This window comes from Acidimicrobiales bacterium (genome assembly GCA_036491125.1).
GTDB lineage: Bacteria > Actinomycetota > Acidimicrobiia > Acidimicrobiales > AC-9 > AC-9.
In genome coordinates this window covers 55,480-78,686 of record DASXCO010000064.1, presented here as the reverse complement: position 1 = coordinate 78,686, position 23,207 = coordinate 55,480, and the positions used below count along the sequence as shown (strand labels likewise).

Annotated in this window: 21 protein-coding genes; 6 read left to right on the top strand and 15 right to left on the bottom strand. The window is 69.4% G+C overall.

Annotated elements, in window-relative coordinates; all coding sequences use genetic code 11:
• The first annotated feature begins 27 nt into the window (after positions 1 to 27).
• Positions 28 to 546, top strand: coding sequence for a PadR family transcriptional regulator (locus VGF64_05315; GenBank protein ID HEY1634156.1), 519 nt, complete (start codon positions 28 to 30; stop codon positions 544 to 546).
• A gap of 190 nt (positions 547 to 736) precedes the next feature.
• Here the strand turns inward: VGF64_05315 and VGF64_05310 are convergent, their stop codons facing one another.
• Complete coding sequence (locus VGF64_05310; GenBank protein HEY1634155.1) at positions 737 to 1,099, bottom strand: hypothetical protein; 363 nt, start codon at positions 1,097 to 1,099, stop codon at positions 737 to 739.
• 498 nt (positions 1,100 to 1,597) lie between these two features.
• Here VGF64_05310 and VGF64_05305 point away from each other — a divergent pair, with 498 nt between their 5' ends.
• A complete protein-coding gene (locus VGF64_05305) occupies positions 1,598 to 2,458 on the top strand; it encodes a hypothetical protein (GenBank protein ID HEY1634154.1) in 861 nt (286 codons plus the stop codon).
• A 49-nt stretch (positions 2,459 to 2,507) separates the two neighbouring features.
• On the opposite strand, the gene VGF64_05300 is transcribed toward VGF64_05305, so the two are convergent.
• Complete coding sequence (locus VGF64_05300) at positions 2,508 to 3,176, bottom strand: C40 family peptidase (GenBank protein ID HEY1634153.1); 669 nt, start codon at positions 3,174 to 3,176, stop codon at positions 2,508 to 2,510.
• 243 nt (positions 3,177 to 3,419) lie between these two features.
• Here VGF64_05300 and VGF64_05295 point away from each other — a divergent pair, with 243 nt between their 5' ends.
• Positions 3,420 to 6,260 (top strand): aconitate hydratase, encoded by a 2,841-nt coding sequence (locus VGF64_05295; protein ID HEY1634152.1) that lies wholly within the window; start codon positions 3,420 to 3,422, stop codon positions 6,258 to 6,260.
• 16 nt (positions 6,261 to 6,276) lie between these two features.
• On the opposite strand, the gene VGF64_05290 is transcribed toward VGF64_05295, so the two are convergent.
• The 6 genes from VGF64_05290 to VGF64_05265 form a co-directional block, all read right to left on the bottom strand.
• On the bottom strand, positions 6,277 to 6,741 hold the full coding sequence (locus VGF64_05290; GenBank protein ID HEY1634151.1) for a GNAT family N-acetyltransferase: 465 nt from the start codon (positions 6,739 to 6,741) through the stop codon (positions 6,277 to 6,279).
• 18 nt (positions 6,742 to 6,759) lie between these two features.
• Positions 6,760 to 8,379, bottom strand: coding sequence for an NAD(P)/FAD-dependent oxidoreductase (locus VGF64_05285; GenBank protein ID HEY1634150.1), 1,620 nt, complete (start codon positions 8,377 to 8,379; stop codon positions 6,760 to 6,762).
• A 48-nt stretch (positions 8,380 to 8,427) separates the two neighbouring features.
• Positions 8,428 to 9,627, bottom strand: a complete 1,200-nt coding sequence (locus VGF64_05280) for an acetyl-CoA acetyltransferase (protein ID HEY1634149.1) — start codon at positions 9,625 to 9,627, stop codon at positions 8,428 to 8,430.
• Positions 9,628 to 9,630: 3 nt separating this feature from the next.
• Positions 9,631 to 11,049, bottom strand: coding sequence for an OB-fold domain-containing protein (locus tag VGF64_05275; GenBank protein HEY1634148.1), 1,419 nt, complete (start codon positions 11,047 to 11,049; stop codon positions 9,631 to 9,633).
• A gap of 119 nt (positions 11,050 to 11,168) precedes the next feature.
• Positions 11,169 to 11,852: a phosphoribosyltransferase family protein gene (locus tag VGF64_05270; protein HEY1634147.1), complete on the bottom strand. Its 684-nt coding sequence runs from the start codon at positions 11,850 to 11,852 to the stop codon at positions 11,169 to 11,171.
• Between the two features lie 112 nt (positions 11,853 to 11,964).
• Positions 11,965 to 12,156 carry a hypothetical protein gene (locus tag VGF64_05265; GenBank protein HEY1634146.1) on the bottom strand — a complete coding sequence of 64 codons (192 nt, stop codon included), beginning with the start codon at positions 12,154 to 12,156 and terminating at the stop codon, positions 11,965 to 11,967.
• A gap of 199 nt (positions 12,157 to 12,355) precedes the next feature.
• Here VGF64_05265 and VGF64_05260 point away from each other — a divergent pair, with 199 nt between their 5' ends.
• Positions 12,356 to 13,444, top strand: coding sequence for a Zn-dependent alcohol dehydrogenase (locus VGF64_05260; protein HEY1634145.1), 1,089 nt, complete (start codon positions 12,356 to 12,358; stop codon positions 13,442 to 13,444).
• A 600-nt stretch (positions 13,445 to 14,044) separates the two neighbouring features.
• Positions 14,045 to 15,328: a glycoside hydrolase family 5 protein gene (locus VGF64_05255; GenBank protein HEY1634144.1), complete on the top strand. Its 1,284-nt coding sequence runs from the start codon at positions 14,045 to 14,047 to the stop codon at positions 15,326 to 15,328.
• Here the strand turns inward: VGF64_05255 and VGF64_05250 are convergent.
• Positions 15,325 to 16,014, bottom strand: a complete 690-nt coding sequence (locus VGF64_05250) for a response regulator transcription factor (GenBank protein ID HEY1634143.1) — start codon at positions 16,012 to 16,014, stop codon at positions 15,325 to 15,327. The two genes, VGF64_05255 and VGF64_05250, sit on opposite strands and share 4 nt — an antisense overlap.
• 191 nt (positions 16,015 to 16,205) lie before the next feature.
• Here VGF64_05250 and VGF64_05245 point away from each other — a divergent pair, with 191 nt between their 5' ends.
• Positions 16,206 to 17,369 carry an endo-1,4-beta-xylanase gene (locus tag VGF64_05245; GenBank protein ID HEY1634142.1) on the top strand — a complete coding sequence of 388 codons (1,164 nt, stop codon included), beginning with the start codon at positions 16,206 to 16,208 and terminating at the stop codon, positions 17,367 to 17,369.
• 74 nt (positions 17,370 to 17,443) lie between these two features.
• Here the strand turns inward: VGF64_05245 and VGF64_05240 are convergent, their stop codons facing one another.
• Genes VGF64_05240 through egtA form a run of 6 tightly spaced genes read right to left on the bottom strand, consistent with a single transcriptional unit; the run spans position 17,444 to position 23,027 of the window.
• Positions 17,444 to 17,815, bottom strand: a complete 372-nt coding sequence (locus VGF64_05240; protein ID HEY1634141.1) for a limonene-1,2-epoxide hydrolase family protein — start codon at positions 17,813 to 17,815, stop codon at positions 17,444 to 17,446.
• Positions 17,816 to 17,868: 53 nt separating this feature from the next.
• On the bottom strand, positions 17,869 to 18,585 hold the full coding sequence (locus tag VGF64_05235; protein ID HEY1634140.1) for an NUDIX domain-containing protein: 717 nt from the start codon (positions 18,583 to 18,585) through the stop codon (positions 17,869 to 17,871).
• An 11-nt stretch (positions 18,586 to 18,596) separates the two neighbouring features.
• Entirely contained in the window at positions 18,597 to 19,607 is a 1,011-nt protein-coding gene (gene egtD, locus VGF64_05230) for an L-histidine N(alpha)-methyltransferase (protein ID HEY1634139.1), read from the bottom strand.
• Positions 19,608 to 19,653: 46 nt separating this feature from the next.
• On the bottom strand, positions 19,654 to 20,427 hold the full coding sequence (egtC, locus tag VGF64_05225; protein HEY1634138.1) for an ergothioneine biosynthesis protein EgtC: 774 nt from the start codon (positions 20,425 to 20,427) through the stop codon (positions 19,654 to 19,656).
• Between the two features lie 9 nt (positions 20,428 to 20,436).
• Entirely contained in the window at positions 20,437 to 21,831 is a 1,395-nt protein-coding gene (gene egtB, locus VGF64_05220) for an ergothioneine biosynthesis protein EgtB (protein ID HEY1634137.1), read from the bottom strand.
• Positions 21,777 to 23,027 carry an ergothioneine biosynthesis glutamate--cysteine ligase EgtA gene (gene egtA, locus VGF64_05215; GenBank protein ID HEY1634136.1) on the bottom strand — a complete coding sequence of 417 codons (1,251 nt, stop codon included), beginning with the start codon at positions 23,025 to 23,027 and terminating at the stop codon, positions 21,777 to 21,779. The genes egtB and egtA overlap by 55 nt, the downstream gene beginning before the upstream one ends.
• Positions 23,028 to 23,207: the final 180 nt, after the last annotated feature.

Genomic DNA, 23,207 nt, shown 5'->3' with positions numbered 1-23,207 from the left:
TAACCGTCCAGAAGGGAATGTCAAAGCGTGGCTGAGCTGAACGCGACCCAGGGCTCGCTGTTGGGCTTTCTCCACGAGGGACCGCTGACCGGGTGGGACCTGATCCGACGGGTCGAGGGCGGGCTCTCGCGCTTCTGGAACGTCACCTCCAGCCACGTGTACCGGGAGCTGCGAGTGCTCGAAGAACGAGGCCTGATCGAAGCCGGTCGCCCTGGTGTACGGGATCGCGTCCCGTTTTCCATCACGGAGGCGGGGCGCAGGGAGTTCCGCGAATGGATCCGGCGCCCGCCCGCAGCCGAGCAGATCCGGTTTCCCCTGCTCGTCTCCTTGTGGTTCGGTCGTCACCTCGAGCCGTCGAGGCTCGCCGCCTTCGTCGAGGAGGCCCGTCAGGAGCACGCCGGCCGCTTGGACCTCTACACGTCCCTCGATGGGTACCTCGACGATGACGACCCGTACAAGGACGCGGTGATCCGCTTCGGCATCGCTTACGAACGCGCCGTCATCGCCTGGCTCGACGAGCTACGACACGTGCCTCGGACGAGCTGAGCTCGACCGAGCGAAGACTCGACGAAGCCGGTGTTCGGCGCCTCCAGGATCACCAAGCTCCGGAGGGCATGGAACGCCGTCCCTGGCATCACACCGAGGACGACGTGACCACACCGTGGAGCGGCCGATCACACACCGACCCGATGAGCCCGGGCCCACTAGCGGACCGCAGACTGCGGGTACTGCCTGCTCAGCGCTTTCTGGCGCTTGTGGTCTTCCGGGCCCGCTTGGCGACGGGACGTCGGGTTGTCTTCTTGGCTGCCGGGCGCCGCACGGCCTTCTTGGCTGTCGTGCGCCGAACGGCCTTCTTCGCCGCCGGACGCCGGGCAGCCTTCTTCGCCACCGGACGCCGGGCCGTCTTCTTGGCTGCGGGCCGCTTGGCCGTCTTCTTGGCTGCGGGCCGCCGAACTGCCTTGCGGGCAGTGGTGCGCTTGATCGTCTTGCGCGCAGCGGGGCTGCGCTTGACGGCCTTCTTGGCTGTGGTCTTCCTCGCGGCAGGTCGCCGCCTTACCGCTTTCTTGCTCGCTGACTTCTTGGGTGCAGCTCTTGCCACCCGTCTCCTTGCTACTACCACCGTCATCACCCCCATCTCGTGTTGGACTATATGACGGAGCACATAAATGGTAGCGGGAGTTATGTGTGTCGAGGTGGATGGTGCTGTGTCGCGCGCGTATTCACGCGGACGCGGTCCACGTCAGCGGGGTCAGGCGCGATGGCGCGTCGTCGTTCGTTGGCCGATCTTGTAGCCGTTTGTCCAACCTCGATTGCCGCGATGTGGATCGATGACGGGATACAAACAGCGGCATCGCCAGGGTCGAGAACTCGACGCGGTTGGACACCGCCACATTCCCGGTGTGACCCGTGTTTCCTTTGTCGCTTCTGGCCGCGATCGGTAGCCTCGTCGTCGCATCTCCGCCTGTCACTCGGGCCTCGGGTGACTCGCAGAGGGCGCCGAGCCACGGCACTATTGAGCGGGGCGATCTGGGGTTGGGAGCCTCCAGGAGTCCCTCACCCAAGCCGCGTCGACAGCGGCCGAGCCCCAGGACGGACTTTGCCCACCCTGGAAGACACACCGCCCTCCGGTACCGAGCTGAATGCTCGCCGGCCCCGTTGGGGCCGGCGACTGGCCCTCACCGCCCTGGTCCTCGCCATCATCGCCGGTGGCGCGACGATCGTGGTCACCCGCTTTGGCCGTCCGAGCGCCGCCCCGGGGTGCACGGCCACGGTGGCGTCTCGCAGCTACCCGCTCGAGCTCGCCCAGGCGGCGAGTGCGGCCACGATCGCCGCCGTCGGCAAGCGCGACGGCGTCGAGGACCACGGTGTGACGGTCGCCCTGGCCGCCGCCCTCCAGGAATCGCGACTGCACAACATCCCCAACGGCGATCTGGACTCCGTCGGGCTCTTCCAGCAGCGCCCGTCCCAGGGTTGGGGATCGGCCTCGCAGCTCATCGTCCCCAGCTACGCAGCGTCGGCCTTCTACCGGGCCCTGGTGCAGGTCCCTGGATGGGCTTCGCTGCCCGTCACCGAGGCCGCCCAGCGGGTGCAGCGCAGCGCCGCACCCGAGGCCTACGCCTTCTGGGAGCCCGAGGCCCGGGACCTGGCCCAGGTGCTGACCGGCGAGGTTCCCGGCGGCCTGACCTGTCAGTTCTCCACTCCGAGCCGGACCAGCGGGACCGGCACCCTCACCGACGCCATGACGACTGAGCTCGGGTCCCCCGCCCTGGGCGCCGCCTTGACGCCGGCACGGGGCTGGACCGTGGCGAGCTGGCTCGTCGCCAACGCCTACGCCTATCGCATCACGGGGGTGACCTTCGCCGGCCTGCGGTGGACGCCCTCGTCCGGCAAATGGGCGTCGAGCCCCCCCGTGCAGCCTCAGGTGCAGCTGACCAGGGCCGCCGGGGCGGGTGGCTAAGGCCGGCCCGGGAGGCCGGCCAGGCGAATGGCCTGACGGCGCGCCGCCCCTAGGGCCGGCTGGCGCCCACCAGGCCAGAGCGGATGGGGTTGATGCTCACGACGGTGCCCGTGTCCTCCGCCTCGATCATGCGACCAGGGCTCACGTACATGGTCACGTGAGCGATGTCGCTGGTGCTCGACCCGAAGTACAGCAGGTCGCCGGGTTGGAGGCTGGACAGCGCCACGTGCGGTGTCGACTGGTACTGATCAGTGGCGGAGTGAGGTAGGGACACGCTTGCGGTCCTCCATGCCCACATGGTCAGCCCTGAGCAGTCGAAGCTGTTGGGCCCGGCACCGGCGTAGCGGTAGGGCTTGCCCAGCTCGGCTTCGGCGGCGGCCAGGGCCCGCTGACCCGGTCCCGCGTCCGTCGGGGGGGCGGCGACGGGCCGTGCGGGGGCTGGTTCGGTGGCCGGTCTGGGGGCTGAAGGCCGGGCGTTGGCCGCCCTCAGCCAGGCCGCCGCCAATTGGAGTTGCTGGGCCTCGGCCTGGTCGGTCGCGGCCGACAGGCGCTGGTTGACCGCGTCCACCGCCGCCTGCTCGGAGGCGATGCCAGGAGTCAGCGAGGAGGTTGCCGAGCTGGCCTGGGCCACCAGTCGAGACGGGGCGGGGCTGGCTCCTCGTCCGCCGGAGTGAAGCCCGGCCAGGAGGGCCGAGAGTACGAGGGCGATCGCCGCCATGGTGCCGATGAGAGAGCGGATTGGCCATCTCACGCGCTCGTACCCCACTTCGAGCTCGTTGTGGTGGCGGACCCCAAGACCCCCAGCCGTCACCGATCGATATTGGAGAGGCTAACGAGTCACACGGCCCCGGTGTCAAACGGCGCCGGTGCGCCCGGTCCCGCCTGCGGCGGTGCACCGGGGCCGGGGGTAGGTTGCCTCCAGGGCCCCGACAGGCCGCACCGAGGACGGCAGGAGGAACAGATGGCAGGCAACAGCTTTGGCGCCCGGTCCTCGCTCGAGGTGGGTGAGCGGACCTTCGAGGTCTTTCGGCTCGATGCTCTGCAAGCGGGCTTCGACGTGGCCCGCCTCCCGTACTCGATCAAGATCCTGCTCGAGAACGTCCTCCGTCACGAGGACGGCGTGAACGTCCGGGCCGAGGACGTCGAAGCGCTGGCCCGATGGGATGCGACCGCCACGCCGACCAGGGAGATCGCCTTCGCCCCGGCCCGCATCCTCATGCAGGACTTCACGGGGGTCCCGGCGATCGTCGACCTGGCCGCCATGCGGGACGCCCTGGCCGACACCGGTGGAGATCCGGACCGCATCAACCCGCTCGTCCCGGCCGAGCTCGTCATCGACCACTCGGTCGTGGCCGACGTGTATGGGGTCCCAGAGGCCTTTCGTCGCAACGCCGACCTGGAGTTCGAGCGCAATCGCGAGCGCTACCAGTTCCTGCGGTGGGGCCAGATGGCCTTCGACAACATGCGCATCGTCCCCCCGGACACCGGCATTTGTCACCAGGTCAACCTCGAGTACCTCGCTCGGGTCGTCTTCAGCAACGAGGCGGGGCAGGCCTATCCGGACACCCTCCTCGGGACCGACTCCCACACGCCAATGGTCAACGGGCTCGGCGTGCTGGGCTGGGGCGTCGGGGGCATCGAAGCCGAGGCCGCCATGCTGGGACAACCCGTGTCCATGCTCATGCCCCAGGTGGTCGGGTTCAGGCTCTTCGGCTCGCTGCCCGAGGCGGTGACCGCCACTGACCTGGTGCTCACCGTCACCGAGATACTTCGTCAACGGGGAGTGGTGGGGAAGTTCGTGGAGTTCCACGGCCCTGGCGTCGGCGCCGTACCGCTCGAGAACCGGGCCACGATCGGGAACATGTCTCCCGAGTACGGATCGACGTGCTCGATCTTCCCCATCGACGACGAGACGCTGCGGTACCTGGAGCTCACCGGGCGCCCGCCTGAGCTGCTCGCCCTCGTCGAGTCGTATGCCAAGGAACAGGGGCTGTTCCACGATCCCGACGATGATCCCGTCTACTCCGAGACGGTCGAGCTCGATCTCTCCACGGTGGAGCCGAGCATCGCCGGTCCGACCCGCCCCCAGGATCGGGTCGCCCTCTCCTCGGCGAAGGGCTCGTTCCGAGCGGCGCTCTCCGAGATGCTGGGTGAGGAGGCCAGCGCCAATCCGGGGCCGAACGGCGTCCCCAACCACGTCGCCGAATCCGGGGTCGACGCCGCGTCAGCATTCTCGTTCCCGGCCAGCGATCCGTCCGAGGCGAGTGCCGGCGACGCGAGCTCCGACGAGAGCAGCGCCCCGTACGCCCCGCTGGGTGGCGGCGGCCAGGAGCCCGTGCCCGCGCGTCCCGAGATCCAGGTGCCGGTCCGTCTCGCCGACGGGCGGGAGATCACGCTCGACCACGGGCACGCCGTCATCGCCGCCATCACCAGCTGCACGAACACTTCCAACCCGTCGGTGATGGTTGCCGCCGCCCTCGTGGCTCGAAAGGCGGTCGAGCGCGGGATCGGCTCCAAGCCGTGGGTCAAGACGTCGCTCGCCCCGGGCTCGAAGGTGGTGATGGACTACTACGAGCGGGCGGGTCTGACGCCGTACCTGGAGAAGCTGGGCTTCAACCTGGTGGGCTTCGGCTGCACGACCTGCATCGGCAACTCCGGGCCTCTCGCCCCCGAGATCGCCGCCGCCGTCGACGATTCTGACCTGGTCGTGGCCTCGGTGCTCTCCGGCAATCGCAATTTCGAGGGACGCATCCACCCGCAGTGTCGCATGAACTACCTCGCTTCGCCGCCGCTCGTGGTCGCTTACGCGCTGGCGGGGACCATGGACATCGACTTCGGGTCGGAGCCCGTGGGTCGGGACGAGAACGGACGCCCCGTCTACCTGCGAGATATCTGGCCGTCGGTGCAGGAGGTCGAAGACGTGATCCGGGCCACCGTGCGCTCGGACATGTTCCGCGCCACTTACGACGCCGTGTTCGACGGTGACGAGCGATGGGTGTCCCTGCCCGTGGCCGCGGGGCGGAGCTACGACTGGGACGAGTCATCGACCTACGTGCACAAGCCGCCCTTCTTCGAATCCATGCCGCGCGACGTGGCCCCGCTGACCGACATCACGAGTGCGCGGGTGCTGGCTCTCCTGGGCGACAGCGTCACGACCGATCACATCTCCCCTGCCGGGGTCATCCGCAGGGACAGCCCGGCCGGGCGGTGGCTCGTCGAGCACGGGGTCGAACCCGCCGACTTCAACTCCTACGGGGCCCGTCGCGGCAACCACGAGGTCATGATCAGGGGCACGTTCGCCAACATCCGGCTTCGCAACCAGCTGGCCCCGGGCACCGAAGGCGGGGTGACGACCCACCTTCCCGACGGGGAGCAGATGACGATCTACGAGGCCGCCATGCGGTACGCGGACGAGGGTGTCCCTCTCGTCGTCCTCGCCGGCAAGGACTACGGATCGGGCTCCTCCCGGGACTGGGCGGCCAAGGGAACGGCCCTGCTCGGGGTGCGGGCGGTGCTGGCAGCCAGCTTCGAGCGCATCCACCGCTCGAACCTCATCGGTATGGGGGTGCTGCCCCTTCAGCTGCCCGATGGCCAGTCGGCGGCCAGCCTCGGGCTGACCGGTCAGGAGGTCATCGATGTCGTGGGCCTGGCCGGGCTCGGCCCCGACGACCCGATCCCCCAGGAGCTGACGGTGCGGGCGGGCGAAACCGAGCTCCGGGCCCGGGTGCGTATCGACACGCCCAAGGAGGCGGACTACTTCCGCCACGGCGGCATCCTCCACTACGTGCTCCGTCAGCGCTGACGGTCGCGCTCCGCCGCTACAGCTGGCGCCAGTAGACGAGTGCGTCCTCACCGTCGACCGCTGCCGGTACGCGGCCGACGACCGTGAACCCCATGGATTCGTAGAGGCGGCGCGCCGGGTTGGACTCGAACACGAGATTGAACAGCACCGCGTCGAAGCCGAGGCGACGGGCCTCGCTCATGGAGTGCTCGACGAGCGCCCGGCCGATCCCGGTTCCCCGGTGCTCGGCGATGACGAAGTACCCGGCGTTGGCGATGTGGGCGGCCCGTCCCACGAAGTTCGCCTTCACGTAGTAGGCGCCCACCAGCTCACCGCGTTCTCGCGCCACCACCACGGCGGCGGAGCGAGCCAACCAGTAGTCGTGGAACCCTGCCCGATCGAGCGGAGGTGCCTGCGGGAATCCCTCTCGGGCGTCCACGATGCGGGCGAAGGCGGCGAAGAGCTCGTCGTGATCGCGTGCGGTGGCAGCAGCCAGGTCCACCGCGCCGAACCGTAGCTCCTATCCAACCCCCCGCCGATCGAGCAAGTGCCGCGCTTGCCGCGCTGCCCGCGCCGGCAGCTCGCGCCATCCTTCGGCGGCAAGGGCGGCGTGCGCTGCGTTGGCGCCGGGGGCCCCGTGTACTCCGCCGCCCGGGTGGGCCGAGGAGGAAGCCAGGAAGAGGCCGGTGACCGGCGTCTCGGGCCGCGCCATACCGGGCGTGGGTCGGAACACGAGCTGCTGGTGCAGTTGCGCGGTGCCCCCGTTGATGGCGCCGCCGCGAAGGCTGCTGTCGGCCGCCTCCATCTGGGCCGGACCGGTGACGTGTCGCCCCCGGACCAGGCCCCGGAAGCCCGGAGCCAGCGCTTCCACCCGCGCCTCCATGCGGTCGGCGAACGCCCCCAGGTCCGCCGGCGTCCAGGCGCCGGTGAGGTCGCCGCCGGCGTCACCGCGAGTCCGGCGAGGCACCCGGGTGTACGACCAGGCCGTGGCCGTTCCCGGCGGGCAGCGAGTGGGGTCGGCCAGGCTCTGCTGGCCGAAGATGAGAAACGGCTCGGCCGGTACGAGCCCCTTGGCCAGGTCGGCCGACCATTGCGTGAGCTGGTCCATGCTGTCGGACACGTGGACGGTGCCGGCGCGCCTGGCCGGCTCCGCCTCCCACGGGACGGGCCCGTCGAGGGCCCAGTCGACCTTGATCGTCGATGGGTCCCAGTGAAAGCGCCCGATGTCGTCGAGCACCCGCGACGGGACGTGCTCGGGCTCCAACAGGTCGAGGTAGAGGGTCGGGGCGTCGACGTCGGCCAGGACCGCCCGGGTGGCGACGATATCACCGCCGCCAGCGAGCGTGACGCCCCGCGCTCGGCCCTTGCGCACGACGATGCCGCTGACCCGGGTATCGCATTCGACCGTCCCACCACGGGCGTCCAGTCGTTGCACCAGCGAGCGGGCCAGCTCGGACGCACCACCCTCGGGGACCGGGAAACCCACCTGCTGGGCGAGGCAAGCCAGCAACCAGCCGAAGAACCCGCCGAGTGTCGCCTCCGGACTGAAGTCGCCGTGAAGAGCGTTGCCGGCCAGCAACAGACCACCCCCAGCTCCGGCGAACTCCTCCTCGGCCAGCCGGCGCACCGGGAGCGTGGCGAAGCGGGCGAAGCGCACCAGCCCGGCCGGACCTAGCGTCGTCGCCAGACGAAGGCCGTGGCGCAGGGGTGGGAATGTCGAGAGGAGGGCGCCCAGGAGCGGCTCGTGAACCACCTCCCACTGCGCGTACAGCCGTCGCCAACTCTCCCCGTCTCCGGGCTGGTACGAGTCGATGGAGGCGGCGGTCTCGTCCACGCCGCCAGCCACGTACGCACAGCGCCCGTCGGGCGTCGGGTGGGCCAGCGCGATCGGCGCCCGGCACCAATGCAGGCCGTGGTGGTCGAGATTCATCGACCGCAGCACTGGTGACGCCACCGCCAGGGGGTAGAAGGCGCTGAACAGATCGTGGCGGAAGCCCGGGCGTGTCAGCTCCTCGGTTCGCACCGCGCCGCCGGGCTCGGGCTGGGCTTCGAGGACCACGACCGACCAGCCGGCGTCGGCCAGGACGTTGCCGGCCACCAGACCGTTGGGGCCGGCCCCGATCACGACGGCGTCAGGCACGGGAGGGTCCCCACCGCCCCCAGGAACCCGTCGTGGAGCTGGTGCCGATCAGCCGGGCTGCGAGCCCACGACGCCCACGAACGAGACCATCTCGCCCGGGTAGCCGCCGAGGTTGTGGGTGAGCGCCAGGCCGCGATCGGCGGCCGAGGCGACGCGACGCTCGTCCGGGGCCTCGCCCCGGAGCTGGAGCCAGCACTCGAACATCATGCGCAGCCCCGACGCTCCGACCGGGTGGCCGAAGCTCTTCAGCCCGCCATCGGGGTTGACGGGTAGGTCGCCATCCAGGTCGAAGCTGCCGGCCAGCTCCTCCTTCCACGCCGTCCCCCGCTCGGCGAAGCCCAGGTCCTCCATGAGGACGAGCTCGGTCGGCGTGAAGCAGTCGTGGACCTCGGCCATGGCGAGCTGGCGGCGCGGATCGGTGACGCCCGCCTGCCGGTAGGCGTCGGCGGCGCACCGCTCGACCTCGGGGAAGTAGGTGAAGTCGTACTCCGGGTCGATGACACCCGAGCCGGTGCCGGCCACGAGCGACAGCGCCTTCACGTAGATCGGCCGGTCCGTGTACCGGTGGGCGTCCTCGGCCCGCACCACGATCGCGGCCGCGGCGCCGTCGGCCACTCCAGCACAGTCGTACACCCCGAGAGGCCCCGCCACCCGGGGCATGTTGCAGATCACGTCCTGGGCGACCTCCCGGCGGAACTGGGCCCGCGGGTTGCGGGCCCCGTTGAAGTGGTTCTTCCAGGCGATGCGAGCGAGCACGTCCTTGAGCTCGGTCTCGTCGACGCCGTACTTCTTGGCGTATGCAGGGGCGACGAGGCTGAACATCGCGGCCGCGGTGAGCGACCGGCCGGTGCCGTCCGTCGGAGCCTTGCCCGCTCCGCTCAGGCCCTGGTACCCGCCGTCCTTCACCTTCTCGACCCCAATGGCCATCGCCACGTCGTACGCGCCAGAAGCCACCGCGTACGCCGCGCCACGGAGGGCCTCGGAGCCGGTCGCGCAGAAATTCTCCACGTGGGTGACGGGCTTGTCGTGGAGCTTGAGCGGGCGAGCCAGGGCGATCCCGCTCATCCCTGACATGGCGGTCCCGAGCCAGTAGGCGTCCACGGCGGCCTTCTCGACTCCCGCAGAGGCGAAGGTCTCCTGCGCCGCGTCCACCAGCATGTCATCGGTGCTCTTGCCCCAGTGCTCGCGGAAGGGCGTGCACCCCATCCCGACGATGGCCACCTGGTCCTTGATGCCGTGTGATGCCACTGATCAGCTCCTTGGGATCCGAATGGGTCGGGCCTTCCAAAAATAGTTGTGGATTCCATCGGCGGTGTTGAGCCGGCGGAACGTCATCTCGACCCGGTCCCCGATGGACAGTTCCTCAGCGTCGACGTCGGTGAGCTCGCACGCGAATCGTCCGCCACCGTCGAAGTCGACGACCGCGAACACCACTGGCGGACTCTGCGAATAGACGAGCCGGTCGACTGTGAAGGTGACAACCGTGGCAGGTATGTCTGCCATCGGAATCGGGTCCATGTCGTCGACCGCGTCGCCCTTCATAGAGATCCGGGCGGGTGGTAGATGGATCGCGCCGCTCGAGCGGTCGCGCGAGCCCACGAAGGCGAACTTCCACTCCTCGCTGCGGGCGGCGGCCGATGACGAGACCCGCTCGGGCTCAGGCCGGCGGGGCGGCTCCACGGGCAGCAGCCCCCGCCAGCTCAGGAACTTGCCGTAAGGGACGCTCCCGCCCGCTTCGACCTGGGCGGCTACCGGCCGCGCCGGCGTGAACGACGACAGGGCGTCGCCGGCGCGGAACAGCAGCACATCGGCGCCGTCGGCGAGCACGACGAGGGCGATGACCTGACCCGGTCGGGCCCCCTCGAGGGCCGAGGCGAGCAGCAGGCCAGGGTGGGCGGTGCCGGTGTTGCCCACGGTCGCTGACAGGTCGTCGACGAGCGTCTCCTTGGGCGTGCCCAGGCGGTTGGCGAGCTGGCGCACCGCCCGGCCGTGGGTGCCGGTTACGACGAGCCGGTCGACCTGCTCGGCCGTGATCGACGACGCCTTGAGGGCGTTGTTCCAGGCCTGCTCGCCGAGCGGAAGGTAGGCGGTCTCGCCGAAGCGCTCCTCCCACACCTTCGAGCGAACATCGCCAGGTGCCCGCCAGCGATCGGTGAACTCCTCGGTGGCAGAGGCCCCGCCCAGGTGAGTGGCCAGCACCGGTCCATCCGACTCGCTTCCGACCAGGAAGGCTGCGGCGCCGTCGCCGCCCGAGGACTCGTCCGCGCCGGAGGGGAGTCCCGTCCGCATGTCCGAGGACACCACGAGGACCGAGCGGCTGCTGTCCAGGGCGGCCCGCAGTGCACCAACGCCCGAGCGAACGGCGCCGCCCATGTCGATCGCGGGCCGATCGGAGTCCAACCGCAGGGCGGCGTGGATGGCGGTGGCGTTCGTCTTGTCCAGGTAGGCCGGCGTTGCGGTGGCGAACCACAGCTCGTCCGGCTGCTGTCCGGGGGAGGTCCCGTCGAGGGCCAGGCGAGCCGCCTCCACCCCCATGGTCGTGGTGTCCTCGTCGTAGGAGGCCACCGACCTGGTGCCCTTGGCGGGGGCTCCGCCGAGCAGCTCGGCGATGGCGGAGCGAGCCAGGCGTCGATACGGCACGTAACTGCTGAAGCTGAGGATTCCTCGCATCGGACCTTCGGTCTTGGGGTCTATGGGTCTCTGTCGCTGGTGGGGGCCGGATCTGACGTTCGAGTCAGCTTCCCTGAGCCGAAGTGTAGGCGCCACCCCGGTGCATCGCTGACAGAGGGTCAGGACCTGGTGGCGGGCGGCCCCGGTCCTGCGGCCCCTGAGGCGGCGCGCCGAAGCAGGTCGCTGACCTCGGCGTCGGTGGTCTGCGCGAAGTCGCGGTACGAGAGACCCACGGCGTGGAAGGGACGTGGCGTCGATGCACAGACCACCTCGTCGGCCTCGACCGCCAACCGCTCGCAGGTCTCGGCGGCGGCGGTCGGTACGGCCACCACGACACGGGCCGGATCAAGACGGCGGAGGGCCTGCACCGCTGCCCGCATGCTCGATCCCGTGGCCAGCCCGTCGTCGACGAGGATGGCGATCTTGCCCTTCACGTCGGGCGGTGGCATGTCCGACCGGTACGCCCGCAGGCGGCGTTCCAGCTCCTGCTCCTCGGCAGCGGCCACCGCCGCGAGGCGCTCGGGTGGGACGTCGAGCGCCTCCACCACGTCGTCGTTCACGACCTGGACGCCGCCGCTGGCGATGGCGCCCATGGCCAGCTCCTCGCGGCCCGGAACGCCCAGCTTGCGGACCAGGAACACGTCGAGCGGAGCCTGCAGCGCCTTCGCCACCTCGAAGCCGACCGGGACCCCACCCCGCGGTAGGGCGAGCACGACCACGTCGTTGCGACCGGCGTAGGCGGCGAGGTGTGTCGCCAGAGTCGTGCCGGCATCGAATCGATCCTGAAATGCCGTCGCCCTCACTCCATTCGGGAACTGGTCGCGGCTCCTTGCGCATGACCAGCGCCGAAGTGGCTACAACCAGGCTACCCGCCAGCGGCCGAACCTCGCCCCGAACCCGACAGGCCGGCGCGCGTCAGCCGGCCTCGTGCTCGTCGTCCTCGTCGAGGGGTACCGTCCTGGCCTGCTCGAGGGCGTCGGCCTCGGGGACCTCGTTGCCGAGGTGCGGTGCCTCGTCGAACTCGTCGTCGCTGACCTCGCGTCGCTGATCGAGGGCGTCCGCCTCGGGTACCTCGGCGTCCAGCTTGGGATCCTCAGCGGAGCTCATGGGAGCCTTCGGTCGGCCGCTGTCGAGCTGGTGCTCATCCCAATTAGGCTATCTGCTGCGGCTTCACCGGCCGTCCTGCTGCGGCGGGCCCCAACCCCGCCGCCGGCCCGGCTGGTGGCCGGGGGACCGCCCACCTACGATCCGGCGCAGTGATGGCACAGTGGACGTTGCCGACGGGCGATCTCGTAGAGGTGGCGGCGTGAAGGCGGCGGTGCTCCCCGAGGTCGGAGCCCCGCTCCAGATCGCCGATATCGACCTGGCGTCGCCTGGACCCCACCAGGTCCAGGTGCGGGTGGCGGCGAGCGGCGTGTGCCACTCGGACCTCTCGATGCAGAACGGCGGGATCCCTTATCCGCTGCCAGCAGTGCTCGGCCACGAAGGGTCCGGAGTGGTGGAAGCCGTCGGGTCGGCGGTGACCCGTGTGCAGCCCGGTGATCACGTCGTGCTCTCGTGGATCCCACCTTGTCGGGCCTGTGCTCGGTGCCTCGGCGGCCAGCCCGTCCTCTGTGAGCGCGGCCTCACCGAAGCCTTGTCGGCGCCGTACGCGACGTGGGAGGGAAGACCGCTGCTCGCCGGCATGGGCACGGCGACGTTCGCCGAGCGGACGCTCGTGTTGGAGCGGTCGGTCGTGCCGATCGACTCCTCGTTGTCGCTCGAGGTCGCCGCGCTGGTGGGCTGCGCGGTGACCACTGGCGTCGGTGCCGTCATCAACACCGCCCGGGTGCCTCCGGGGTCGACGGTCGCCGTGGTGGGATGCGGTGGCGTCGGGCTCTCGGCGGTGCAGGGAGCCGTGGTGGCGGGAGCCACCTCGGTTGTGGCGGTGGACCGGGTGTACGAGAAGCTCTCGCTCGCAAGGAGCATGGGTGCGACCGAGGTCGTGGACGCGTCCAAGAACGATGCGGTTGACGCCGTGCAGGAGCTGACCGGAGGCCGAGGCGTCGACTTCGCCTTCGAGGTGGTGGGCTCGCCACCGACGATCAAGCAGGCGTTCGGGATGACGCGGCGGGGTGGCACGACGGTTCTCGTTGGTGCGGGGCGCCCGGACGAGGACGTGTCCTTCACGGCCATGGAGCTGTTCGTCGACGCAAAATCCATTCTCGGGTGCGTGTACGGGTCGGCCGACCCGGATCGGGACTTCCCCCGACTGCTGGAGCTCGATCGGGCTGGACGCCTCCAGCTGGACCGCCTGATCAGCCGCCGCATCGCCCTCGACGACGTGAACGACGCCTTCCGGGCCATGGAGGCGGGCGAGGTGGCGCGCAGCATCATCGTCTTCAGCGAGGGCTGACGGGTCGCGGGAATTGCCCGTTTGGGGTTCACGCCGAACCATGGACGGTATACCCTTACGCATAGGCGATTATCCGCCCAGCGCGGCGGCGGCTGGACTGGCGGAACGTTCAGCTGCGATGTCATAGCTTCTTCAGCCCCGCGCGTTATCGTCGCTGTCCTGGGAACGGGGGAGGTAACGGTGTCTCGCGTTCTCGCACGTATTTGTGAAATTCTCCTTCGACGTGACGCCCGGCCTGTGACTGCATCCACATCCGGACGGTCCCGTGATCGGGGCAATCCAGGTCGACGGCCGTACAGCTTGCACACGCGTGGCACCGTTGTCGCGGTCGTTGGTCTGCTCGTGGCTTCGCTCCTAGCTCTTGCGACGAGCGGGGCCAACTCGGCGGGCGCAGCTACGGAGTCCGGCAATCTTCTTGTCGGCGACCATGCGAGCTTCGACCAGTCGACGGGCGGATGGGTTGGCTCGAACGCCACTGTGACGCAGGTCGGGAGTCCAACTCAGTCTGGACCGGGTGCGCTGGCCGTAACCACGACTGCACCAGGTCCAGCCAACCAAGGCGCGCTGTCGGGCAATGGTCCTGGGAGCTGGACGCCGGCGGTGGCCGGACAGGTCTATACCGGCTCGGCCTGGTCCGAGGCGGCAACGAGGGGCCGATCGGTCGGCGCCATCCTCGGCTTCATCTCCTCTAGCGGCTCGGTCACCAACGTCGTGTGGGGGCAAGCCGCTCCGGACACGACCGCAGCTTGGTCCAAGACCAACCCCGTGGTCGGTGTCGCCCCTCCGGGTACTGCCTACGTGGAGCTCGGCGTCCTCGCCTATGGCACCGATCAAGGCGAGACGCACTACCTGGACACCGCTTCGATCACGACGCACGCCTCGGGCTCGACGAACCTCATCGGGCCGTTGCACACGACGGGGAACAAGATCGAGGACGCCAACAACCAGATCGTGACACCGCGGGGCGTGAACAGTGACTGGCTGGACTGGAACTCCTCGATCTGGGCGGGGACGCCACTCGATGACAACAGCGTCGCCCACATGAAGCAGTGGGGTGCCAACGTCGTGCGCGTGCTTCTCAGCGAGAACTTCTGGAACTCCAAGGATTGCCTCTACGCTCCGGGCTACGCCGCGGCGGTCGACCAGGCCGTGCAGTCCATCACCTCCCGGGGCATGGTGGCGATGCTCGATCTGCATAACAACGGCCGGACCTCCTGTGACAACCACGTCTCCAATCAACAGCGCATGGCCGACTCGCCGGGCTCGGTCGACTTCTGGAAGTCGGTTGCCAGCCGGTACAAGAACAATCCTCTCGTTGCCTTCGACCTGTACAACGAGCCCCACGACATCACGTGGGCCGTGTGGCGCAATGGCGGCCAGCTCACCGACTCCGACGGGGTGACCTGGCAGGCCGCCGGCATGCAGCAGCTCTATAACGCCGTGCGGGGAAGGGGAGCTCACAACTTGATCTTCGTGAGCGGCGACAACTGGGCCAACACGCCGCCTCCGGCCACATCTCTCCTGTCGGGCTCAAACATCGTGTACGCCGCCCACTACTACACGTGCCCACAGGCGCCTCCTCCCAGCTGCACCACGCCGAACCCATATGACCCGACGCCTGTGCTGAACCAGTGGACCACCCTGGCTGGGCGCCTACCGGTGATGTTGACCGAGTTCGGCTGGCCCGATCCGGCCAGCGGGACCTACAACCAGAACGTGATCAACTGGGCGGAGTCGAAGGGCATCGGTTGGACGCCGTACGTCTGGGCCCAGGGTGGAGCGGCGGGGACGACCTCGGCATTCGGGTACCTCGCTGACCAGAACGTGTTCGAGCCGGCGGCGTCGGGCATGCCCGTGCTTGCCGGTCTGGCCCGCAACTCCTAGCGATCGGCCCCCGGTCGGGGGTTGCGAACTACATACCCAACGCCCCGCACGGTGTGGATGCACCGGTCTCCGTACGCCTCAAGCTTGCGGCGCAACGAGCTCATGTGGGCTTCCATAACGTTGCCGCTCTGCTCGTAGCCCCAGACCTCGGTGGCCAACGCTGCTCGATGGACGACGCGGCCGGGCCTGCGTACCAGAACGCTGATCAGCTCGAACTCCGTCCGGGTCAGCTCGATCAGGTCTTCGCCCCGGAACACCTCGCGCGCTCCGTTGTCGACGCTCAGGTCCCCGACCCTCCAAATTGCCGCCGCCGACAGCCCGCGGCGGCGGAGTATGGCCGTGATGCGAGCCTGGAGCTCCTCGACATAGAACGGCTTGGTCAGGTAGTCATCGCCCCCGGCCCGGAACCCGGCCAGGCGATCCTCCAGCGTGGTCGCCCCGGTAAGGAACAAGACCCCGACATCGCAGCGGTCGTGGAGCCGCCTGGCCACGTCGAAGCCATCGAAGGGGCCCGGCAACATCACGTCGAGGATCGCCAGATCCGGCTTGAAGGATTGTGCGGTGGCAAGACCTTTGGGACCGTCGGGCTCGACCGTCAGGTCCAGGCCCTCCGCCTCGGCCGCATGGCGGAGGAGGTACTGGACGCTGGTGTCGTCCTCGACAGCGAGCACTCGGACCCGAGACATCACCTGTGGATTTGATCTCCGCCCTCGATCGTCCCGTCAATGGCGAGTTTACCGCGAACCGACCTTTTGAGTCGAAGCGGTCGATATTTAGCTGATCTTCAGGAGGCGGTCAGCCTCTCTGAAGCCTCGGTTGTCATGGTCTCGATAGACACCGGCGCCGCCACGGCGAAGGTGCTGGCGGGGAGGACCCCATGGCGAACGAGCACGGGCAGGTCAAGACCCCAGCAAGCCACCACCATGGCAGAAAGCCCTGGTGGCGACGGGTCCGCGCCAGCGGGATGATGATCCTGTTGGTTGTGATGCTGATCACATTTGGTGGCGTGGCGGGCACCACTGCCGCCTCCGCCTCCTCGGTCGTCAGCAACCCTCCAACGTTGCTGCCGTACGCGAACCAGCGGGGGATCTTCTTCGGATCCGCGGCCGACTATTGGAATCTCCCGGCCTCGGTCGATCCGCTCTATGCCTCGACCCTCGCGGCCAATTACAACGGAGTGACCGCCGAGAACGCCATGAAGTTTGCGCCCACCGAGCCGGCCAAGGACCAGTACGACTTCAGCGTGGCCGACCCCATCGTCGCCTTCGCGGCCGCCCACAACATGCACGTCCGAGGTCACAACCTGGTGTGGGGCGACAACAACCCGGCCTGGTTGGAGGAGGGCACCTGGACCCGTGACCAGCTCATCCAGATCATGCACGACCACATCTCCAACGTCGTCACTCATTTCAAGGACAAGTTCCCCGGCACCGTGACGCAATGGGACGTGGTGAACGAGGCGGTGGCGGGTCCCGGTCAGCTGGTGCCGAACGTCTGGGAGCGAGTCATCGGCCCGGACTACATCCCGATGGCGTTTCAGTTCGCACGTCAGGCTGATCCGAGGGCCCAGCTTTACCTCAACGACTACGGCGGGGAGGGTCTCGGACCGAAGTCGGACGCCATCAACTGGGTCGCTGCCTACTACAAGGCCAATGGTGCGCCGATCGACGGCGTTGGTCTCGAGTCGCACTTCGACCTCAACCCACCTCGGCAATCCGATATCGCCACGAACATGGCCCGTCTGGCCTCAGAGGGTCTGAAGGTGGCGGTGACCGAGATGGATGTCCGGGTGTCCATGCCTTCCGGAGCTCTGTCGCCCAGCGCCAGTGTCCAACTCGCCCAGGCAAAGATCTATCACGACACTCTGGCGACGTGCCTTGCTCATCCTACCTGCACCACGTTCGTGACCTGGGGATTTACGGACAAGTACTCGTGGATACCCGTTGGCTTCCCGGGGTACGGCTGGGCTCTGCCCTTCACCAACTTGTATGTCCACAAGTGGGCGTACATGGACCTCGCAGTGGCGCTTCAGGGCGCCTGACGCCAACTACCGTGCGTCGGAGCACGCAGATGGCCGAGCCGCTTGGCGGCTCGGCCATCTGCATTGTCCGAGCACTACCCCATCTGGCTCGTGAACTGGTTCATGTCGAAGTAGTCGCGCCATGCGGCGATCTCGCCGTCTCGCACCTCGAAGGTCCCCATGACCGGCAGCTCGATCGACTTGTCGGGGAGCTTGAACACGTCCACCCGTTCGGTGAGCACGACCGGGCCATCGCCGACGATGTTGAGCACGCGGAACTCGACGCCCTCGACCCCGGTGGTGAACGACGCGATGGTGGTGGCGATGTCGTCCCTGCCAGTGACCGGTGCCAACGGGATGTTGTGGTAGACGGCGTCCTTGGTGAAGAAGGCGGCCAGATCCTCGGCGCCCACGCCGTCGGACCAGGCCGAACAGAATCTGCGCACCAACTCGAGGGGACTCTCCATCTCACTCCTCCTCTGGTTGAGCTGTCAGTGACGAACAGCAGGACCGTAGTCGTTCACGCCGACCGCTCGTAGCGCCAGCCCGACCCGAGCATCCAGAGTCGGTGCCGGGGGCCCGGCCGGTCGGCCACGCTGTCCTCGTAGCCGGCGTCACCGGTGTAGAGGGCGACCGCCCCGCCCTCCACCTTGGCCACCCTCGTGGCGAAGACCTCTGGTCGCCGGACCTCCGAATCCGCGACGGCGGCGGCCACGTCGGCGTACCCGGCCAGCCGATGGAGGGACACCCACGTGGGCGGGGCCAGCTCGAACTCTCCCCGGTCGCGGCGCCGCAGGGCGTCGGCCGGAAGTACCCAGGCGTGGTCGTGGATCTCTCCTCCGTCCACGGTGACCGAGCCCGAGGGGGCAGCTGCGACGAAGAACCACGTCGAGAAGCGCCTGGGCGTCGCCGCAGGCGGCGTCCAGTGGGAGAAGGGGACCAGCCCGCCCTCGTCGATCACCAGCCCGGCTTCCTCGGCCGCCTCTCTGGCCGCGGCCCGCCGGGCCGCGGCCATGACGTCGTCAGGCCCGCTCACCGGGTGGTCGTCGGGATCGATCCGCCCGCCTGGGAACACCCACATGCCGCCGAACTGCAGCCCGGCACTGCGCCGGACCATGAGGGTCTCGAGGCCCGACGCCTGGTCCCGCAGCAGGATCACCGTCGCCGCCGGGATGGCGGGTGTCTCCGGGTCCTCGGGTCGGCCTCCCGGGCCGGCTCCGGCAGCAACGTCGTCCATACCACCAGAGGCTAGGACGAAGCCGCCTCGCCGAGGCCGGTTCCTGCCGGAGCCCAGAGCGACAGGGCGAAGTCGCCGGCGGCGTCGGTCCACCAGTGCACAAGCTCCAGCCCAGCGTCGTCCATCTGAGTTTCCAGCGCCGAGCGATGGAACTTGGCGCTGATCTCGGTGCGCATCTCCTCGCCGGTGAAGAACGAGACCTGGAGATCGAGGTCGGCCAGAGTGACGACCTGATCGGACGTGGAGCGCAGCGCCATCTCGATCCACTCCCGGGCGCGGTCGAACCGTGCGACGTGCTCGAACCGCTCGAGGTGGAAGTCCGCTCCCAAGTCCCGGTTGAGCACGGCCAGGACGTTGCGGTTGAAGGTGGCCGTTACCCCGGCGCTGTCGTTGTACGCGGCCTCGAGCCGGGCGACGTCCTTCACCAGGTCGGTGCCCAGCAGGAAGGTATCCCCCGGGCCCAGCGACGCCGAGAGCTCCTTCAGGAACGACGCCCGTCGGTCGGGCCCCAGGTTGCCGATGGTTCCCCCCAGGAAGGCGACGAGGCGTCGACCTTCTCTGGGCAGGTCGCCGAGATGGTGGTCGAAGTCGCCAACCACGGCGTGGACGGCGACGCCGGGGTACTCGCCGGCGATCGAAGCCGCCGCCGCACGCAGGGTCGGCTCACTCACGTCGAAGGCCACGAAGCGGTCCAGTCGGCCACGGGCGGCGAAGGCGTCCAGCAGAGTCCTCGTCTTCGCCGAGGTGCCGGAGCCCAGCTCGACGACCGTGTCGGCGCCCGCCAGATCGGCGATGGTCCCGGCGTTCGTGTCGAGGATCTCCTGCTCCCTGCGAGTCGGGTAGTACTCCGGGAGCCGGGTGATCGCCTCGAACAGCTCCGAGCCCCGCTCGTCGTAGAACCATTTGGGTGACAGCTCCTTGGGGCTCGCCGTCAGCCCCGCCCGGGCCTCGGTCCGCAGCGCGGCCCGGAGCTGCGCGGCGTCGAGGTGGACGTCGATGCGGATGCTCGGGGGACTGGTCACGGGATACGGCTCCTCGTGCGTGGCTCGGTGGTCACCGGTGCGCGGCTCAGAAGGTCGATTCACGGACTCGTGCACCTCCGTCCCAGGCCGACAGCAGCGTGCCCTCGGGGAGGTGTCGCCAACCGGACCGGGCGTCGGAGGGCTCGGACGCCACGACGAGCCCGTCGGTCCCGTCGTCGTCGGTCCCATCGTCGTCGCGCCCGATTCGGTACAGCGCCTCGCCGCACACCACGGCGGCCAACCGTCGCCCGTCGGTGAGCAGCATCGTCAGCCGGCCGGTGGTGACGGAGGTGACCTGCACCACGACCGACGCGAGCGCTTCCTCGGGGGCGGCGCCGGCGTCGAGTCGTTCGAGGGTGAGGGCGAAGAGCACCTCGGAGTCGGCGGCCCCCTCGATACCTGCCAGCCGGTTGTCCGACAGCGCCCGGCGAAGGGTGGCGCCCGGGCTGTCGCGAAAGCCGTCCACGGCGCCGTTGTGGGCGAACAGCCACCCTCCCGAGGTGAACGGCGGCGTACCGCTCTCCTCGGCCGGCGCTGGCGGGGTGGCGCTGCGCACCGCGGCCAGGACAGTGCCGCTGCGAACCAGTCCGGCCAGGCTGGCGAAGGAGCGGTCGGCCCACATCGGTCCCGCCCGCCGGTACCGCGCCGGCTCTGGCCTGCTCGACAGGTCGTACCAGCCGGCCCCGAACCCGTCGGCGTTGACCGTGCCGTGCGTCTGTCGTTCCGGGGCCCAGGACTGGTGGAGCAGCGAGTTCTCCGGTTCCAGCAAGAGCTCTTCGAGCGTCACGGGTGGGCCGAGATAGCCGACCAGTCGGCACACGGGCCCTTCTCACGCATCCCTTGCGCAGCGAAAGCCGGCGAAGATCTGGCGTCGGATCGGGTAGTCCCAATTGCGGAACGTGGTCCGGATGGCGGTGGGGTCTGTCGCCCACGAGCCGCCCCGCAGCACCTTGTACTCACTCCCGTAGAAGACCTCCGAGTACTCCCGGTACGGGAACGAGGCGAACCCGGGGTACGCCAGGAAATCGGACGCCGTCCACTCCCACACGTCACCGATCATCTGGTGACAGCCCCACGGGCTCACGCCGGCCGGGTAGGCGCCGACCGGAGCCGGACCGAGATGGGCCTGCCCCAGGTTGGCGAGGGCGGGCGTGGGATCGTCGTCACCCCACGGGTAGGCGCGCTTGTGCCCGTCGCGGCCCCATGAGGCGGCCTTTTCCCACTCGGGCTCGGTGGGCAGGCGCTTGCCCGCCCACCGGGCGAAGGCGTCGGCCTCGTGCCAGCACACGTGCTCGACCGGCTGATCGAGGGCCAGGTCGTGACGGCGGCCGAAGCGGATCTCGGACCTGGAAGCCGCGCCCTCGGCGCACCATCCGCCCGGGTGGGCGAGCCCCGACTCCTCGCGCCAGGCCCACCCCGCCGGCGACCACCAGCGGGGCTCCTGATAGGCCCCTGATTCCACGAAGGCCAGGTACTGGGCGTTGGTCACCGGCGCCGCGTCGATCCAGAAAGGCGCCAGGTCGACCACGTGGGCGGGGCGTTCGTTGTCGTAGGCCCACGGCTCGGTGTCGGTTCCCATGACGAAGGGTCCGCCGTCGACCAGGACCTCTCCGGAGACGATGCCGCCCGCCGGGGGCTCCTCTGCCGTGGGGAGCCAGTCGGACTCCTCGGCCAGCTCGAGCGTGGCCAGCATGGTCTCGATGTGCTGGTGCTCGTGCTGGACGACCATCCCGTGCACGAAGGCGCCCGGCGTGAGCTCGCCGGCGGGAGGCGGCGCGCTCTGGCTCGGTGATGGGCCCGGAGCAGGCCGGCGAAGCGTCCTCGTCGGGCCGTCGTCGAGCGGGAGACGCTCCAGCAGGTCGAGCACCCGGCCCCGCACCACGGCCGCGTACTCGCGGGCCTCGGCGGGCCCCATCATCGGCAGCGACGGGCGGTCCCGCCGCGGGTGGCGGAAGGCGTCGTACACCGAGTCCCACTGCGGGCCGACGGCGGGCCCGCCCAAGGCCCGTAGGAGCCACTGCTCCTCGTAGTTGCCGACGTGGGCCAGGTCCCAGACGAGCGGGGACATGAGCGGCGAATGCTGGCGCATCAGGCCGTCGTCGGGAACCGGAGCCAGGAGGTCGAGGGTGCGACGCCGCGCCGCCTCGAGGCGCCCGGCCATCATGGCGTTCAGGTCCACGACGCCGCCAAGGGGGGTTCGACCGGTCCGTCGCTGGCGGCCCACTCATCGAGACGGTCGTCGGCGGGACATCGGTGTCTCGCCACATAGAGGTCCCGGTAGCGGGCGACCACCTCGACCGTGAGCTCGTCGACCCCGAGGCGGCTGCAGGCGCCCAGGGCGGCATCGAAGCACGTCTCGGCCGCCCGGGCCAGCTCGGGGTGGCTCGGCCCGCACCGCGCCGCGTCCAGCCACGACGCCCCACATCGGGCGACCGCCTCGGCGGCCGCCGCCGAGGCCTCGTCGTCGTCCAACAGGCACGTGGCCACGACCACGGGAACCTGCCACCAGGGATCGGGCAGGGCGTCGATGTAGCGGAGCTCGAGCCAGCCCCTGGGCCGCACGGGCGGGAACAGCGTGGTCAGGTGGTACTCGAAATCGGACATGGTGGGGTAACCGAGCTCGTGTCCGGTCGCCATCCACTCGCCGAACGACAGCCCGCTGCGAACCGGCACGAAGTCGTCGGGGCTGCGCCGGATCAGCATCACCTTGGCGGCCATGGCGTAGTCGACCCAAGCGTCCGCCCATCCTTCGTCCTGGCTCACCGGGGAGGTTCGGGAGGGATCGATGCCCAACCACGTGGCCATCCGGGTCGAGCACCACCCCGTCGGTCGGCCGGCGGCGAGCGGAGAGTTGGCGAAGGAGGAAACCAGCACCGGCCCCAGCGCGTGGGCCAGCCGCCACCGCCGGCCGATGGCGTCGGGGGCGCCGATGTCGAGGTTCACCTGGACCGCCGCCGTGTTGCACATCATGGTCGGGCCCGCGTGCCCGCCCGAGCTGTCGGCGTCGAAGAAGGCCTCCATGGCCTGGTACCGAGGGCCGTCGACGACGCGCCGGGGGGGTCGTAGGGGATCGAGCCCCATGCCGACCAGCTCGATGTCGTGCTCGGCCAGGGCGGCGCGCACCGCACTGGCGTCGCGCCCCAGGGCCCGGCAGGCGTCGGTCACGCCAGTGAAGGCAGCCGAGCTGAGCTCGACCTGACCGCCCGGCTCGAAGGTCAGGGAGCTGCCCCCGGGCAACGCCGTCGCGCCGTCGAGCGCCGCCTCGACCTCGCCGCAGCCGAGATCATGGTCGGATTGGAGGGAATGGCTCAGCCACTCGATCTCGGCGCCCACGAGGGCGGCGGTCGAGGCGGGGAAGCACCGCTCGCGCACCAGGACCTGCACGCGATCGAGGTCGAGGTGCCGTGTGGGCGTCGGCACGAAACGCTACCGGTGTCCGAAGTGCGCGGTGACCCAGACGGCGTTGCGCACCGGGGCGATCCACAGCTGGAGGACGCTCATGGTCTGGTGCTCCTTCCCGGGAGGAGGTTGCAGTTCGCCTCTACCCCAAAGCGACGATCCGCCGATTGTGGAGCCAGCCTATTGTCTGGATGCCGTCTA